The 15066-nt window shown below is 73.0% G+C and carries 15 protein-coding genes; 9 read left to right on the top strand and 6 right to left on the bottom strand.

Annotation, left to right across the window (positions count from 1 at the left end; translation table 11 throughout):
- Positions 1–88: 88 nt before the first annotated feature.
- Both ACFYW3_RS09775 and ACFYW3_RS09770 read right to left on the bottom strand, forming a co-directional pair.
- Positions 89–487, bottom strand: coding sequence for an SHOCT domain-containing protein (locus ACFYW3_RS09775; protein ID WP_389386018.1), 399 nt, complete (start codon positions 485–487; stop codon positions 89–91).
- A complete protein-coding gene (locus ACFYW3_RS09770) occupies positions 487–879 on the bottom strand; it encodes a DUF6325 family protein (RefSeq protein ID WP_053676480.1) in 393 nt (130 codons plus the stop codon). The genes ACFYW3_RS09775 and ACFYW3_RS09770 overlap by 1 nt, the downstream gene beginning before the upstream one ends.
- A gap of 105 nt (positions 880–984) precedes the next feature.
- On the opposite strand from ACFYW3_RS09770, the gene ACFYW3_RS09765 reads away from it, so the two are divergent.
- Positions 985–2358, top strand: coding sequence for an FtsW/RodA/SpoVE family cell cycle protein (locus tag ACFYW3_RS09765; RefSeq protein ID WP_389386017.1), 1374 nt, complete (start codon positions 985–987; stop codon positions 2356–2358).
- Positions 2355–3815: a penicillin-binding transpeptidase domain-containing protein gene (locus tag ACFYW3_RS09760; RefSeq protein WP_389386016.1), complete on the top strand. Its 1461-nt coding sequence runs from the start codon at positions 2355–2357 to the stop codon at positions 3813–3815. Before ACFYW3_RS09765 ends, ACFYW3_RS09760 begins: the two co-directional genes overlap by 4 nt.
- A 33-nt stretch (positions 3816–3848) precedes the next feature.
- On the opposite strand, the gene ACFYW3_RS09755 is transcribed toward ACFYW3_RS09760, so the two are convergent.
- Positions 3849–4958 (bottom strand): ferritin-like domain-containing protein, encoded by a 1110-nt coding sequence (locus ACFYW3_RS09755; protein WP_351749243.1) that lies wholly within the window; start codon positions 4956–4958, stop codon positions 3849–3851.
- A 187-nt stretch (positions 4959–5145) separates the two neighbouring features.
- On the opposite strand from ACFYW3_RS09755, the gene ACFYW3_RS09750 reads away from it, so the two are divergent.
- Genes ACFYW3_RS09750 through ACFYW3_RS09740 form a run of 3 tightly spaced genes read left to right on the top strand, consistent with a single transcriptional unit; the run spans position 5146 to position 7110 of the window.
- Positions 5146–6084, top strand: coding sequence for a diiron oxygenase (locus ACFYW3_RS09750; protein WP_351749245.1), 939 nt, complete (start codon positions 5146–5148; stop codon positions 6082–6084).
- Positions 6085–6113: 29 nt separating this feature from the next.
- Positions 6114–6827, top strand: coding sequence for a TetR/AcrR family transcriptional regulator (locus tag ACFYW3_RS09745; protein ID WP_266949898.1), 714 nt, complete (start codon positions 6114–6116; stop codon positions 6825–6827).
- A gap of 10 nt (positions 6828–6837) precedes the next feature.
- Positions 6838–7110, top strand: coding sequence for a hypothetical protein (locus tag ACFYW3_RS09740; RefSeq protein ID WP_053676486.1), 273 nt, complete (start codon positions 6838–6840; stop codon positions 7108–7110).
- Positions 7111–7454: 344 nt separating this feature from the next.
- Here the strand turns inward: ACFYW3_RS09740 and ACFYW3_RS09735 are convergent, their stop codons facing one another.
- From ACFYW3_RS09735 to ACFYW3_RS09725, 3 genes are all read right to left on the bottom strand, one after another.
- Positions 7455–8720 carry a histidine kinase dimerization/phospho-acceptor domain-containing protein gene (locus ACFYW3_RS09735; protein ID WP_389386015.1) on the bottom strand — a complete coding sequence of 422 codons (1266 nt, stop codon included), beginning with the start codon at positions 8718–8720 and terminating at the stop codon, positions 7455–7457.
- The gene (locus ACFYW3_RS09730) at positions 8717–9568 is read right to left on the bottom strand and encodes a hypothetical protein (protein WP_389386014.1); all 852 of its coding nucleotides are present in this window, start codon (positions 9566–9568) and stop codon (positions 8717–8719) included. Before ACFYW3_RS09730 ends, ACFYW3_RS09735 begins: the two co-directional genes overlap by 4 nt.
- A 187-nt stretch (positions 9569–9755) precedes the next feature.
- Positions 9756–10367, bottom strand: a complete 612-nt coding sequence (locus tag ACFYW3_RS09725; RefSeq protein WP_389386013.1) for a hypothetical protein — start codon at positions 10365–10367, stop codon at positions 9756–9758.
- Positions 10368–10812: 445 nt separating this feature from the next.
- On the opposite strand from ACFYW3_RS09725, the gene ACFYW3_RS09720 reads away from it, so the two are divergent.
- The 4 genes from ACFYW3_RS09720 to ACFYW3_RS09705 all read left to right on the top strand — a co-directional run bounded on the left by ACFYW3_RS09720 (position 10813) and on the right by ACFYW3_RS09705 (position 14857).
- Positions 10813–11640, top strand: coding sequence for a nuclease-related domain-containing protein (locus ACFYW3_RS09720; protein ID WP_389386012.1), 828 nt, complete (start codon positions 10813–10815; stop codon positions 11638–11640).
- A 93-nt stretch (positions 11641–11733) separates the two neighbouring features.
- The gene (locus ACFYW3_RS09715) at positions 11734–12912 is read left to right on the top strand and encodes a Ku protein (RefSeq protein ID WP_389386011.1); all 1179 of its coding nucleotides are present in this window, start codon (positions 11734–11736) and stop codon (positions 12910–12912) included.
- Between the two features lie 149 nt (positions 12913–13061).
- Positions 13062–13946, top strand: coding sequence for a non-homologous end-joining DNA ligase (gene ligD, locus ACFYW3_RS09710; protein WP_389386010.1), 885 nt, complete (start codon positions 13062–13064; stop codon positions 13944–13946).
- Positions 13943–14857, top strand: coding sequence for an ATP-dependent DNA ligase (locus ACFYW3_RS09705; protein ID WP_351749260.1), 915 nt, complete (start codon positions 13943–13945; stop codon positions 14855–14857). The genes ligD and ACFYW3_RS09705 overlap by 4 nt, the downstream gene beginning before the upstream one ends.
- The last annotated feature ends 209 nt before the right edge of the window (positions 14858–15066 follow it).

The raw sequence follows: 15066 nt of genomic DNA, 5'->3' as shown, positions 1-15066 counted from the left end.
ACCCGGCCACCCGTCCGGCCCCACGCCGAAGCCCCTCTGCCCCTGATCCGGGTCCCGCCCCGAGCCCGCGGCCCCGGTTCACGATCCGTCAGGAACCGAGCAGGCGGGCCTTGGCCGTACTGAACTCCTCCGGGGTCAGCAACCCCTCGCGGGCGAGGCCGGCCAGTTGCGCCAGCTCCCGCACGAGCCCCTCGCCCGGGCCGGTCGACCCGTGCGGGGTCGGATCCGCCGAGGCGGCCGTGCCGGTGTCGGTCTCGGTGTCGGCACCGGTGTCGGTGTCGGTGGCGGCGTCGATGTCCGTGTCCGTGTCGGTTTCCGTGTCCGGGCCGGTGTACCGCGCGGCCGGCGAGACGGGGTCCGGGGGCCGCGCGGCGTTCCGCCCGGGGTCCGGGGTGCCCGAGGCCCGCGCCAGGAGGCCGCGGAGCAACGGTCGGCCCGGCGGCCGGTCGGCCCGGGCCGGCGAGGCCGCCACGGGTCTGATGAACATCAGGCCACCACCCCCACCCGCTCGGCCGGGATCCGGACCGACCCCACGATCCGCCCGCCCGCCGCCCGTACCGCCACGGCCGCGTCCTCGGCCCACACGTGCTCGACGACCAGCAGGAGCGCGCAACTGCCGAGTTCCAGGAGCTCCGCCGCCTCGCGGACGTCCTCCGGGCCGATCAGCCGGGTCGCCTCCCGGTGCGCCAGCAGGCCCGCCAGCTCCACGAACTCGTCGAACTCGGACGCCATGACCTCCCCGGACGCCGTCCGCGTGGCCACGAGACCGTCGATCAGCCGCACCACCCCGGCCTTGCGGAGCCCCATCACGGCCTCGACGGCCGGGACGCGCAACTGTTCCTCCGGAAAGGCCAGGACGATGAACTCCACAGGACCCATGGGGCGAGACTCCCGATTCCGATGGTTCCGACGGTTTGTGACGACTCTTCGGCACTCTATGACATAAACGGACATACGCCCCGTGCCCTTGCTACGTTTCCCCGTATGACCGCTCTGACGGCGAAGGTTGCGGAGCCCGCCCCGCCCCCACCCCGCAGCGACCGCGCCGCCAAGCGTCGCGGCGTCGAGCTCGCGCTGCTCATCGGGGCGGTCCTGATCTCCGTACTCGGTCACCTCCACGTCGGCCACGCGTCCACCGGCCGGCTCCCCGAGGGCTCCTCGCACTACGCGGCGGGACTCTTCGGCGCCGCCCTGCTCGCGCACCTCGCCGTCCGCTTCGGCGCCCCCCACGCCGATCCGCTCGTGCTGCCGATCGCGTTCCTGCTCAACGGCCTCGGCCTCGTCCTCATCCAACGGCTCGACCTGAGCACCCCCCACCACCTCACCGCGGGGGAGCAACTGCGCTGGTCCGCCCTGGGGGTCGTGCTGTTCGTGCTCGTCGTCGGGGTGCTGCGCGACCACCGGGTGCTCCAGCGGTACGCGTACCTGTCCGTCGCCGTCGCCCTCGTGCTGATGCTGGTGCCCGTCTTCTTCCCGGCCGTCAACGGGGCCCACATCTGGATCCGTCTCGCCGGCCTCTCCTTCCAGCCCGGGGAGTTCGCCAAGATCCTGCTCGCCGTCTTCTTCGCCTCGTACCTCGCCGCGAACCGCACCGCCCTCGCCCTCGGCGGCCGGCGGCTCTTCTGGAAGCTCAAACTGCTGCCCGGCCGGGTCCTCGGGCCGATCCTCACGATCTGGCTGCTCAGCGTCGGGGTGCTGATCCTGGAACGGGACCTCGGCACCTCACTGCTCTTCTTCGGTCTCTTCGTGATCATGCTCTTCACGGCCACCGGCCGGATCGGTTGGATCGCGATCGGGCTGCTGCTCGCCGCCGTGGGCGCCTACGCGGTCGCGACGTTCGAGCCCCACGTGCACGGTCGGGTGGACGACTGGATGAATCCCTTCGCCTCCATCGAACGGGGCGAGGGCCCCGGCCAGCTCGCCCAGTCCCTCTTCGCCTTCGGCGCCGGCGGACTCCTCGGCGCCGGCCTCGGCCACGGCCAGTCCTTCCTCATCGGGTTCGCCGCCAAGTCCGACTTCATCCTGGCCACCGCCGGCGAGGAGCTGGGGCTGGTCGGCCTGGCCGCGATCCTGGTCCTCTACGGGCTCCTCGTGGACCGGGGCTTTCGCACCGGACTCGCGCTGCGCGACCCCTTCGGACGGCTGCTCGCCACCGGACTCGCCTCGATCCTCGCGCTCCAGGTGTTCGTCATCGCGGGCGGGGTCACCGGACTGATCCCGCTCACCGGCATGGCCATGCCCTTCCTGGCCCAGGGCGGCTCCTCCGTCGTCACCAACTGGATCATCGTCGCCCTGCTGGTCCGACTCGGCGACTGCGCACGCCGACCCCAGGCCGTGGAAGGGGAGGCCGCCCGATGATCCGGTACATCCGCTGGTGCGGGTACTTCTGCGCGGCGCTGATCGTCGCCCTGCTGTGCAACGTGGCCCGGGTGCAGGTGTGGGAGTCCGCCGCCTACGGCGCCAACCCGGCCAACAAGCGCCCCGCCATCGCGCGGTACGCCGAACCGCGCGGGGACGTCCTGGTCGACGGCAAACCCGTCACCGGCTCCCGCGACAGCGGCCAACTGCTGCGCCACGAAAGGACGTACGCCAACGGCCCGCTCTACGCCCCCGTCACCGGCTTCTCCTCCCAGACCTACGGGACCAGCTTCGTGGAGCGTGCCGAGGACGCCCTCCTCTCGGGCACCGACCCGGGACTCTCCGCCTTCCCGCTCTGGTACGACCTGGCCCGGGGCCGGCCGGCCGGCGGGAACGTCGCCACCACCATCCGTTCCGCCCTGCAGAGCGCCGCGTACACCGGGTTGGCCGGCAAGCGCGGCGCGGTCGCGGCCCTGGAGCCGGCCACCGGCAGGATCCTCGCCCTGGTCAGCAGCCCCTCCTACGATCCGGCCCTGCTGTCCGGCACGGGCACGCGGGTCAAGGCGGCCTGGGAGCGACTGAACGCGGACCCCGCCAAGCCGATGCTCAACCGGGCGCTGCGCGAGACGTACCCGCCCGGCTCCACCTTCAAGATCGTGACCGCGGCGGCCGCCCTGGAGGCGGGGGTGGTCACCGACGTGGACGCGCCAACCGAGACCCCCGACCCCTACCCGCTGCCCGGCACGAGCACCCTGCTGCCCAACGCCGGCACCGGTTGCGTCGACGCCTCGATGGCGGAGGCGGTCCAGTGGTCGTGCAACACGGTCATGGCCAAGATCGGCGTGCGGGTCGGCCTGGAGGGGATGGTGCGGGCCGCCCAGCGCCTCGGTTTCAACGACGACACGCTGCGGGTGCCGTCCTGGGTGTCGCGGTCGAACTTCGACACCGACATGAGCCCGGACCAGTTGGCCCTGTCCTCGATCGGGCAGTTCAACACGAAGGCCACCCCGTTGCAGATGGCGATGGTCGCGGCCGCCGTCGCCAACGGCGGGGAACTCAAGTCCCCGCACCTGGTGGACCGTACGACCCAGGACGACGGGGACCAGGTCCGGCGCGCGGACCAGCACACCCTGGGCCGGGCCATGAGCCCGGGCACGGCGGTGCGGATGCAGGAGCTGATGGTCAAGGTGGTGCGGGACGGCACGGGCCGCAACGCCGCGATCCCCGGTGCGACGGTCGGCGGCAAGACGGGCACCGCGCAGCACGGCGTCGGCAACGCGGGAACCCCGTACGCGTGGTTCATCTCCTGGGCCAAGGCCGACGGCGCCCCGTTCCCGGCGGTGGCCGTCGCGGTGGTGGTCGAGGACGCGGCGGCGAACCGCCGCGACATCAGCGGCAACAGCGCGGCGGCGCCGATCGCGCGGGCGGTGATGGAGGCGGCCCTGAGGAAGCCGTAGCCGGCGCCGACCGGATGCGCGGGCAGTCGGGGCCTACGCGCTCTCGGAGCCCTCCGCGACGGCGTCGGCCACCTCCGCCACCCGCTCCCGCTCCTCGGCGGCGAACCGCTCGCGGTCCAGCGCCTCGGCGATCTCCTCGTCCTGGCTCATCAGCAGGTCCAGGTTGGAGTCGCCCATCTCGAAGACGCCCATGTCCAGGTAGGCCTTCTGGAGCCGCTCGCCCCACAGCCCGATGTCCTTGACGCACGGCACGATCCGGCTGAACAGCAGCTTCCGGAAGAGGTGCAGGAACTCCGACTGCTCGCTGAACTCCTCGGCCTCCCCGCGCGGGATGCCGAAGTTCTCCAGCACCTCCACCCCGCGCAGCCGGTCCCGCATCAGGTGACAGCCCTCGATCACGAACTCCTCGCGCTCGCGCAACTCGGCGTCCGTCAACTGCTTGTAGTAGTCCCGCAACGCCATCCGACCGAAGGCCACGTGCCGGGCCTCGTCCTGCATCACGTACGCGAGGATCTGCTTGGGCAGCGGCTTGTCGGTCGTGTCGCGGATCATCCCGAACGCCGCCAGGGCCAACCCCTCGATGAGGACCTGCATGCCCAGGTACGGCATGTCCCAGCGGGAGTCGCGCAGGGTGTCCCCGAGCAGCCCCTGGAGGCTGTCGTTGACCGGGTAGAGCATCCCGACCTTCTCGTGCAGGAAGCGGCCGAAGATCTCCGCGTGCCGGGCCTCGTCCATGGTCTGGGTGGCGGAGTAGAACTTCGCGTCCAGGTCCGGCACGGACTCCACGATGCGCGCCGCGCACACCATCGCGCCCTGCTCGCCGTGCAGGAACTGGCTGAAGTTCCAGGAAGCGTAGTGCCGGCGCAGCTCGCCCTTGTCCTTGTCGGTGAGTTTGGCCCAGTGCCGGGTGCCGTACAGGGTCAACGCCTCGTCGGGGGTGCCGAGCGGGTCGTTCGGGTCCACCTCCAGGTCCCACGCGATGCGCTTGGCGCCGTCCCACTGCTTGTCCTTGCCCTTCTGGTACAGCGCGAGCAGCCGCTCCCGGCCGCCGTCGTACTCCCAGTTGAAACGGGCCGCGCCGGAGGCCGGAACCTGCCAGACGGCCTCGCCCGGGGCCGTGGTGTAGAGCTCGTGCGTCGACATGGACGCCCCTTCGTCTCACGTACTTCCCTGCCTGAGCGGACAGTTGGCAGCGTCACACGTTGGTAGACACGGGGTCAACAAGTCGTGCGCGGGGGATTGACGACCTTGCTGACAAGCAGTCTCATAAGAGGTGACCGCTGGTAACTCCCCGGCGGCGACCCCACACGACGGGCGAGGTGCCCCCGCGATGACGACCACGACCGACCGCACGGATCGCCGGGTCCTGCAGGACGCGCTCGGCCTGCTCAAGGACCGCGAACAGATAGCCGAACGACTGCTCGAATCCTCGGCCAAGCACTCCTTCGACCCCGACACGGAACTCGACTGGGACGCCCCGCCGATCGAGGGCAAGTACTACTGGCCGCCCGAACTCCTCTCCCTCTACGACACCCCCATGTGGAAGAAGATGGGGGAGGAGCAGCGCATCGAACTCTCCCGCCACGAGGCGGCGGCGCTCGCCTCGCTCGGCATCTGGTTCGAGATCATCCTGATGCAACTGCTTGTCCGACACATCTACGACAAGTCGCTGACCAGCAATCACGTCCGCTACGCGCTCACCGAGATCGCCGACGAGTGCCGGCACTCCATGATGTTCGCCCGCATGATCCAAAAGGGCGGCGCCCCCGAGTACCCGGTCTCCCGCGCGAACCACAACCTCGCCCGCGTCCTCAAGACGATCTCCACCACCCCCGGCTCCTTCGCCTGCACCCTGCTCGGCGAGGAGATCCTGGACTGGATGCAGCGGCTCACCTTCCCGGACGAGCGCATCCAGCCGCTCGTGCGCGGGGTCACCCGCATCCACGTCATCGAAGAGGCCCGGCACGTCCGCTACGCCCGCGAGGAACTGCGCCGCCAGATGCTGACGGCCCCGCGCTGGGAACAGGAACTCACCCGGATCAGCTGCGGCGAGGCCGCCCGCGTCTTCTCGCTGGCCTTCGTCAACCCGCAGGTCTACGACAACATCGGCCTCGACCGCCACGAAGCCCTCGCCCAGGTCAAGGCGAGCGGCCACCGGCGCGAGGTCATGCAGACCGGCGCCAAGCGGCTCACCGACTTCCTCGACGACATAGGAATCCTGCGCGGGGTCGGCCGCCGGCTCTGGCAGAGCTCCGGACTCCTGGCCTGAGGCGCCGCCCCGGGGGTTACCCTGCGGGCATGACCGTACGCGCGTACCGCAGGCTGAGCGTCGAGGAGCGACGGGCCCAACTCCTCGACGCGGCCCTGACGCTGTTCGCGCACCGGGCACCGGAGGAGGTCTCCCTCGACGACGTGGCCGAGGCCGCCGGCGTCTCGCGCCCCCTCGTCTACCGCTACTTCCCCGGCGGCAAGCAGCAGCTCTACGAAGCCGCCCTGCGCTCCGCGGCCGAACTCCTGGAACAGTGCTTCGCCGAACCCCAGGCCGGACCCCTCACCCGGCGACTGTCCCGCGCCCTGGACCGCTACCTGGCCTTCGTCGACGAACACGACGCGGGCTTCTCCGCCCTCCTCAACGGCGGCAGCGTGGTCGAAACCTCCCGCACCACGGCCACCGTCGACGGCATCCGCCGGGCCGCCGCCCAACAGATCCTCGTCCACCTCGGCGTCCCGGACCCCGGCCCGCGGCTGCGCATGATGGTCCGCACCTGGATCACCGCCGTCGAGGCGGCCTCGCTGATCTGGATCGACGAGGGCAAGCAGCCCGGAGTGCAGGAGCTGCGGGACTGGCTGCTGGACCAGTTCATCGCCCTGCTCACGGCGACCGCCGCCACCGACCCGGAGACCGCCGCCGCCGCCCGCGCGGCCCTCTCCCTGGAATCCGCGGAGGGACCGGTCGGAGTGCTGGCCCGCCGTGTGATCCCCGTGGTCTCCGAGGCCGCCCACCTGCTGTGACACTGGAGGGGTGAGAAGCCAACCCACCCCCTTCGAGGGCGGCCCGATGGACGGCCGGACCCTCCCGATCCTCCTCGGCCCGACCGGGCACCCCGCCAAGTGGTACGAGATCCCGGTCCCCGCCCCGGACGGCGGCGCCCCCACGGTCCTGCTGTACGAGCGCGTCCCGGCGGGCTACTCGAAGCGGCTGGGCCTCCAGAAAGGCTGGAAGTACACCTTCGTCCCCTCGGGCACCAGGCCCAAACCCCGCTGGCCCTGGACCAAGACCCCACCCCCGGCGTAACCGGTTCCGGCGGCAAGCACCTCCGGCCCGGCCCGGTCCGGCGGTACCCCTTCTCAGCCGCGGCGGAGTTTGAGGCGCCCGGTTGTGGTTGCGTCGGTCCCTGACCCGGTCACGGCGGCAGGCCTTTCGGCCCGATTCAGCCCGATTCAGCCTGGTCCGGCCTGGCGGTACCCCTTCTCAGCCCCGCCGGCGTTTGAGGCGCCCGGCGCAGCCGGGGCCGGCAGCATCGACGCCGCACGGCACGGCACGGCACCACCCGCCCGGCCGGCGCACCGGTCCCGCCCGGCCAGGGCACGGGCCCAGCCACGGCAAGGGCCCGGCCAGGGCCGCCAGGCCCGGCCCCCTCACCCGCCCGGACAGGGCAAGGGCAGGGTGACCACCGCCAACGCCCCGCCACCCGCTCCGCGCCGGAACTCCAGCCGCGCCCCGATGACCCGGGCCTGTCCGACCGCGATGGTCAGCCCCAGCCCGTGCCCCTTTCCCTTGCCCGAGCGGGAGTCCGACCCGCTGCGGAAGCGTTGCGGGCCGTGTGCGATCAGGTAGTCGGGGTAGCCGTCGCCGTGGTCCCGTACGGTCACCACCGGCCCGTCCACGGTCAGGACCACCGGCGCACGCCCGTGCTTGTGGGCGTTGGCCACCAGATTGCCGAGCACCCGTTCCAGCCGCCGCCGGTCCGTCTCCACGTGCGCGTCCCGGACGACGATCACCTCCGTGTCCGTCCCCGAGGCCCGCACCACCCTCCCGGCGAGCCGCGCGAGTTGGTGCAGGTCGGTCTCCACGGCTTCGCTGCCCGAGTCCAGTCGGGAGATCTCCAGCAGGTCCTCGGTGAGTTGGCGCATCGTACGGACCCGCTCCTGCACGAGTTCCGTCGCCCGTCCCTCCGGCAGCAGTTCCGACGCCGCCTGCAAGCCCGTCAACGGCGTCCGCAGCTCGTGCGCCACGTCCGCCGTGAACCTCTGCTCGCTCATCAGCTTCGCCTGGAGGCTGCCCGCCATGGTGTCCAGCGCGCCCGCCACCGTCGCCACCTCGTCCTGGTGCCGCGCCGGGTCCCGCGTGCGCGGATCGCCGACCCGCGCGTCGAGGTCCCCCTGGGTGATGCGCCGGGCGACCGTCGCCGTCTGGTGCAGCCGCCGGGTCACGCGCGTCACGGCGAACGCCCCCACCAGCAGTGTTCCCCCGATCGCCAACAGGGAGGAGCCGATGATCGCGTGGTCCAGGCCGCTGATCGTGCGCGCGCTCTGGCTGTAGTCGACGGCGGTGGCCAGCGCCCGGCCGTCCGCCGGGCCGGCCGCCCACATCGTCGGCCGGTCGTCGTACGTGCCCACGACCGTTCCCTGCCGGCCGCCGACCGCGAGTGCCCGCAACGACGGCGGCAACTCCGCCGGATCCAGACCAGAATCGGGGGGCAGGGCCTCGCCGGCCTCGTACGCGCGGGACGCGTCGTGCAGCTTCTCCAACGCCTTGTCGCGCGCCGACCCGATCGTCTGCCGGGTCACCTCCACGTGCACCAGCGCGCCCAGCACCGCCGCCAGCGAGCAGCACATGATCACGATGAAGCACGCCGCCTTCCAGGTCAGCGACGCGGTCCAGGCGGGCAACCGGTGCCTCACGACGAAGCCCCGCCCGTCCCCGAACCCGAACCCGTCGCCGTCCCCGTGCCCGAACCCGTCGCCGTCCCCGTGCCCGAACCCGAACCCGAACCCGACCCCGAACCCGTCCCCGGACCCGACCCCGTCCCCGAATCCGCCCCCGGGCTCGCGTTCGTCGACGGCTGCGGGCGCGCCGGCGGCCCCGGCACCCGGACGATCTGCTCGCGCGTCGGCAGCATGCTGCGCTGTTTCCCGTCCCAGGACCAGGCGGTGATCAGCTCGTAGCCGTTGTTGCCGCTCGGAGCCCGCAGGATCACGTCCCGGCCGGCGAGTTCCACGCCGATCACGGTGTCGATGGTGGCCATGATCCGGTTGAGCCGCCCGTCGGGGTCCGCCGTGTAGGCCCGTACGGACAGCATCTTGTCGGGCAGCTCGATCCCGACGACGATCTCGTCCTTCCCGTTCCCGGTGAGGTCCCGGTAGTACGGGCTCAGGACCGGACACCTACCGGTCGGTTCGTTCCCGCACGCCAGAACCGCGTCGGCGGTCTCCCGGGGCATCCCGTCCGGGCCGACGTCGGCGTTCGGGCGGGCGCGCAGTTCGGCCTGGACCAACGCCACCGGGTCGACCGCGTGCACGTCCTGGTTCTTGACCCGGGGCAGCCCGGGCACGTACTCGGGCGGCGCGCCCCCCGGATCGGCGGGCGGCACCACGGCCCCCTGCCGCCCCGGCCACAGGTTCACGGGCCCGCTCGCCGTCGGGGTCGGCCCGGCGGCGGCCAGTTCGCCGGAGTCGCCACAGCCCGCCATCAGGAGCAGCAGGGCGGGTAGCAGCAGAACGGTGCGCGTCCGGACGGGGAGCGTTCTCACGGGGCGGGCCATCCTCTCTGCGGCGGCCGGTGGCGGTCGGTTTCCAGCCAACCTTATGCAGAGATACATCCCTTTTGCTCACGCGTCCGCCCGGTGGACCACGGACCGATCCGCCCGTCGCCGGGGCCCGGGCACGACCCGGCCCGATGGCGTCCGCCGCCCGGGGTTCAGCCCGCCGCCCGGGGTGTCAGCCCTCCGTACGTCCGCGCCGCACCATCGCGAATCCGAGCCCGGCGGCGCCGACGGCCGCGATCCCGCCGCCCGCCGCGAGCAGCAGCACGCCCTCTCCCGGACCGTCCGCCATCGTGTTCAGGCGCAGCGCCTCCGCGGTCCCGCCCACACCCGCACGCGCCGCGGACTCCGGGGTGTGCGCCGAGACGGGAACGGTGTGCCCGCTGCGCGTCCCGGTCTTGTGGCCGTCGCCGAAGAGGGCGTGCGACGCGTCGCCGGCCGGGCGGGTGTCACCGACCCAGGACGTGAGCCGGCCGTCCGCCCGCAGTGAGACGTGCAGGTCGCCGGAACCGCCGACCTCGGTCGCACCGTCCCGGTCGGCCAACGTGGCGATCCGGGCACCGTCGCGCAGGATCTCGGCCTCGTAGGCGTTGTCGGCGACCCGGTAGACCCGGGCCAGGGACTCGCCGTCCGCGAGGGAGAGGCTCTTGACCAGGGTCCGCTGCCCGGTCGACGCGGCCGGTACCCCGTCCGCGAGCGCGGCCGCGGCGGGCACTGCCAGGAGGCTGCCGGCGCATGCGGTCACGGCGGCTGCGCGAACGAGACTGCGACGGCTGACGGTGCTCACGGGAGGTCCTTCGTTGCGGGTCGGGTCCGGGGAGGCCCGGGGTTTCCAGGCGTGTCCGGGCGTGTCCGGGCGTGTTCAGGTGACATAAACGTAGGCGTCCGTCATTGCGGTACAGCGGTGCTTCTGTAACAGCAACCCGACGAGGTTCCGTCGGAGTCGTTACACGGGCCGTCACCCCGAGCCGTCACACGGCCGATCGCCCGCCCTGCCGGTGCCCCGCAGGCCCCTGCCCGTGTCCCGCAGACCCGTTCGGCCCCGCAGACCCCTTCGGCCCCGCAGACCCGTTCGGCCCCGCACACCCCGCACACCCCGCACACCCCGCACACCCCCTCGTTCCCGCGAAGAGTCCGACGCCACTCCGGCGTCGGGGCTCGGCCCGAGGACCCGGCAGGGGGATTGTCCGGCGGCGCCCGGCCTGCTCCCATGGACTGCGGGGGTGAGGCCGATGCCCGGACTCAAGGTGCTGCCGAGCGGCCGACCCGGCCGAGGTCGGCTGTACGTCAACCTGCCCGACGGCGAGGCGGTCGCCTGGTACGACCGGCGGACCAACCGGGTCAGCCTGCTGTCGGACACCCGCCGCGAAGCGGTCCTGACGGCCCTGCGCCCCTACCTGACCGGCGACTACACCGTCGGCCCGCCCCCGGTGCCCACGGCGGCCGACCGGCTCCGCCTCGCGCTGCCCCCGGACGAGGACCTCGCCCCGAACCGGCCGGGGGAGCGCCTGGTGGGCGAGCTGACGTACGGCTCCCCGGGCGCCCGGGCCCGGCACCGGATCCGCCAGGAACTCCAGGCCCTGGAACGGATGGGCGCCGAACTCGACGCACTGGAGAACGAGGACTGCCGGGTCCTGCACGCCGTTCCGCTGCCCGACGGCGGCGTGATCGACCACCTGCTCATCGGGCCGCCCGGCCTGTTCTGCGTCCGCACCGTCCCCGGTCACGGCCGGCGCGCCCGGATCGGGGACCTCCTGCTCACCGTGGGCCGCGCCGAACCCGGCCCGGAACCCCGACTGGCCCGCCTCGCCGCCGCGTACGCCACCCGTGTGCTGACGGCGCAGGTCGTCCCGGCCCTCGCCCTGGTCGAGGCCTCGCGGGTCGAGGTGGCCCCCACCCTGCGCGACGTACGGATCCTCCAACCCGGGACCGCCGCCGCCCACTTCGCCTCGATCCCGGCCACGCTCAAGCCCCCGGACGTCGACGCCCTGTACGCCCTCGCCCGCGACACCCGCACCTGGCTGCGCCCCGTCCGGCGGCGCGGCGGGACCCGCGCGTAGCGACCCGCCGTCGGCCCGGGCCGGCCCGCCGTCGAGTGTCGCGCTCCGGCTCCTCGGCATAGCCTGAGGACCTCCCCAGGGAAGGAGCGCGGCATGAGGGCTACCTGGAAGGGGGCCATCTCGTTCGGGCTGGTCACGATCCCGGTGCAGCTCTTCACGGCCACGGAGGAGCACGACATTCTGCTCCGCCAGGTGCACGGGAAGGACGGCTCACGGGTGCGTCTGCGGCGCGTCTGCGAGGCGGAGGACGTGGAGATCCCGTACCACGAGATCACCAAGGGCTACGAGGCCCCGGACGGCAGCATGATCATGCTGTCCGACGAGGACCTCGCCGACCTTCCCCTCCCGAGCAAGAAGCTCATCGACGTGCTGGCGTTCGTGGACGCCTCGACGATCGACCCGCTGATGTTCTCCAAGGCCTACTACGTCGGCACGTCCGACCGCGCCGCCGCCAAGCCGTACGCCCTGCTCCGCGAGGCCCTCATCGAGTCCGGACAGATCGCCGTCACGAAGATCGCCATCCGGTCCCGCGAGGCCCTCGCCGTGCTCCGGGTCCACGAGGACACCCTGGTCCTCCAGACCTGCCTGTGGCCCGACGAGGTCAGGCCCGCCGCGGGCATCACTCCGGAGGGGGACGTGACGATCCGGCCCCAGGAACTCCAGATGGCCCGCTCGCTCATGGACATGCTCTCCCAGGACTTCGACCTGTCCGCGCTCCACGACGAGTACCAGGAAGCCCTCCAGCAGGTCATCGAGGCCAGGCTCCAGGGCATCGAACCGCCCCGCGAAGAGGAAGAGGCCGCCCCGACCGGCGGCAAGGTCATCGACCTGATGGCCGCCCTGGAGAACAGCGTCCGCGCGGCCAGGGAATCCCGCGGTGAGCCCGCCGCCGCCGACGGGGAGACGGACGCCGAGGTGCGCACGCTGCCCGTGCCCGGGAACACGGGGAAGGCCGCGGCGGAGAAGAAGGCCGCCGCGGAGAAGAAGACCGCACCCGCCAAGAAGGCGACGGCGACGGCGACGGCGAAGAAGACGACGGCAACGGCGACGGCGAAGACGACCCAGGCCCGCAAGGCCACCGGCTCCGCCGCGAAGAAGGCCACCGCCTCACCCAAGGAGACCGGCGGCAAGAAGACCACCGCCACGAAGAGGGCCGCGGCGAAGACGACGAAAACGGCGAAGACGGCGACCGCGACCGCGAAGACCGCGGCGGCCAACGCGAAGACCGCGGCGGCCAAGAAGAAGGCGACCAGGCGCGCGGCCTCCGCCTGACGGCCCCGCGCCCGTCCAACCTTCCTCCCGTCCACCCTTCCGCCCGGCGCCCCGCCCCCTCACCCTCCGCCACCCACCCGCCGCCGCCTCCCACCCACCCGGCCCGTCCTGACCGCCCGCTTCCTCCCGATCCGTGTCAGTCTGCTGGTATGGCGCCGATCACGATGGTGGAGGGGCGCCGCATCTCGCTCAGCAACCTGGACAAGGTGCTGTACCCGGAGAGCGGCTTCACCAAGGGCGAGGTCCTGCACTACTACGCCTGCGTCGCGGACTCGATGCTGCCCCACCTCCACGACCGGCCGGTCTCGTTCCTGCGCTACCCCGACGGCCCGGACGGTCAGCTCTTCTTCACCAAGAACCCACCGCCCGGCACGCCCGACTGGGTGCGGACCACCCCGGTTCCCCGGTCCGAGGACCTCACCGCCGAGCAGGTGGTCGTCGGCGACCTGCCCACCCTCATGTGGGCCGCCAACCTCGTCGTCGAGTTCCACACCCACCAGTGGCCCGCCGACGCCCCCGCCATCGCCGACCGGCTGATCCTCGACCTCGACCCCGGTCCGCCCGCCACCGTCGTGGAGTGCTGCGCCGCCGCCCTCCGGCTCCGCGAGCGCCTCGCCGCCGACGGGCTGCACGCCTGCGCGAAGACCTCCGGCTCCAAGGGCCTCCACCTGATCGTGCCGCTGGAGCCGACCCCGTCCGAGCGCGTGTCGGCGTACGCGAAGGCCCTCGCCCAGGAAGCCGAACGCGAACTCCCGGACCTGATCGTCCACCGGATGGCCAAGAACCTGCGCCCCGGCAAGGTCTTCGTCGACCACAGCCAGAACGCCGCCGCCAAAACCACCGCCGCCCCCTACACCCTGCGCGCCCGCGCCCTCCCCACCGTCTCCGCGCCCGTCTCCTGGGACGAGGTGGAGGCCTGCCACGATCCCGCCGAGCTGGTGTTCCTCGCCGACGACATCCCGGCCCGGCTGGCCCGCGACGGCGACCTCTGCGCCCCGCTGCTCGACCCCGCCCAGGCCGGCGGGCTGCCGTGACCACGGTCCGGGTCGCACTCGCCGCCGCCGTCGCCACCCTGCCGCGCGAGCCGGGTCTCGCGTACGAGCCGAAGTTCGACGGACACCGCCTCGTCGTCGTGCGCACGGCCGAGGAAGCGGTGCTCCAGGCCCGTTCCGGGCGGATCGTCACCGCCGCCTTCCCCGACCTCGCGGCGGCGGCGCTGATGCTGCCCGCCGGGACCGTCCTCGACGGGGAGGTGGTCGTCTGGCACGCCGGCCGGACGGACTTCGCGCTCGTCCAGCGACGGGCCGCCGCCACCCCGGCCAGGGCCGCGCTGCTCGCCCGTACCCTGCCGGCCTCGTACGCCGCCTTCGACGTACTGGAACTGGCCGGGCTCGACGTGCGCGCCCGGCCGTACGAACGACGCCGCGCCCTCCTGGTCGACCTGCTGCTCCCGCTCGGCCCACCCCTCCAACCGGTGCCCATGACCACCGACCCGGAGCTGGCCGAGACCTGGTACGAGACCCTGCCCGCCGGCGGAGTCGAGGGCCTCGTCGTCAAACGGTTGGACCAGGCCTACCCGGCAGGCCGCCGAGGTTGGCGCAAGCTCCGCCACACCAACGTCCGGGACGCGGCCGTCGTCGGCCACACGGGCACCCCGCGCCGCCCGCTCGCGCTCGTCCTCGTCCTCCCGGGCGAGGACGAGGAACCACTGGTGTCCAGCCCGCTGTCCCCGGCCCTGCGCACCGAACTGTCGGCGACCCTCGCCCGACGCGCCGAGAGCGCCCCCGACCCCGCCCCCGACCCCGCCGGGGCGACCGTGACCGCCATCGGCCTCGGCGAGGTCCCGTACCGCCCGCTGGACCCCCCACTGGCGGCGGAAGTACGCCAGACCTCGGGCCGCCACCCACCCCCGGAAGTCCTCCGCCTGCGCACGGACCTGCTCTGACGGGCGTGGTTCCGAGGTGCCCCGTTTCGATGTGGCCCGGTTTCGACATGCGCGGTTCTGACATGCACGGATCCCTGACGCACGCCGGCCGGGGGGCGGCCCGGGGGGGGGGGGCGGGGCGGGGGGGGGGGGGCGGGCGGGGGGGGGGGGGCGGCGGCCCGCGGGCGTCGGGCGGGGGGGGTCGGGACCGCGTGGCGCCCCCCCCAGGC

It is taken from the genome of Streptomyces sp. NPDC002602 (assembly GCF_042889445.1).
Lineage (GTDB): Bacteria > Actinomycetota > Actinomycetes > Streptomycetales > Streptomycetaceae > Streptomyces.
The sequence above is the reverse complement of the archived record's forward strand: the minus strand, read 5'-3'. Positions and strand labels throughout refer to the sequence as shown.

Coding starts and splice junctions, on each gene's coding strand:
- ACFYW3_RS09720 (WP_389386012.1), top strand. CDS start 10,813: ATGCCCGGACTCAAGGTGCTGCCGAGCGGCCGACCCGGCCGAGGTCGG.
- ACFYW3_RS09765 (WP_389386017.1), top strand. CDS start 985: ATGACCGCTCTGACGGCGAAGGTTGCGGAGCCCGCCCCGCCCCCACCC.
- ACFYW3_RS09755 (WP_351749243.1), bottom strand. CDS start 4,958: ATGTCGACGCACGAGCTCTACACCACGGCCCCGGGCGAGGCCGTCTGG.
- ACFYW3_RS09750 (WP_351749245.1), top strand. CDS start 5,146: ATGACGACCACGACCGACCGCACGGATCGCCGGGTCCTGCAGGACGCG.
- ligD (WP_389386010.1), top strand. CDS start 13,062: ATGGCGCCGATCACGATGGTGGAGGGGCGCCGCATCTCGCTCAGCAAC.
- ACFYW3_RS09770 (WP_053676480.1), bottom strand. CDS start 879: ATGGGTCCTGTGGAGTTCATCGTCCTGGCCTTTCCGGAGGAACAGTTG.
- ACFYW3_RS09760 (WP_389386016.1), top strand. CDS start 2,355: ATGATCCGGTACATCCGCTGGTGCGGGTACTTCTGCGCGGCGCTGATC.
- ACFYW3_RS09775 (WP_389386018.1), bottom strand. CDS start 487: ATGTTCATCAGACCCGTGGCGGCCTCGCCGGCCCGGGCCGACCGGCCG.
- ACFYW3_RS09745 (WP_266949898.1), top strand. CDS start 6,114: ATGACCGTACGCGCGTACCGCAGGCTGAGCGTCGAGGAGCGACGGGCC.
- ACFYW3_RS09715 (WP_389386011.1), top strand. CDS start 11,734: ATGAGGGCTACCTGGAAGGGGGCCATCTCGTTCGGGCTGGTCACGATC.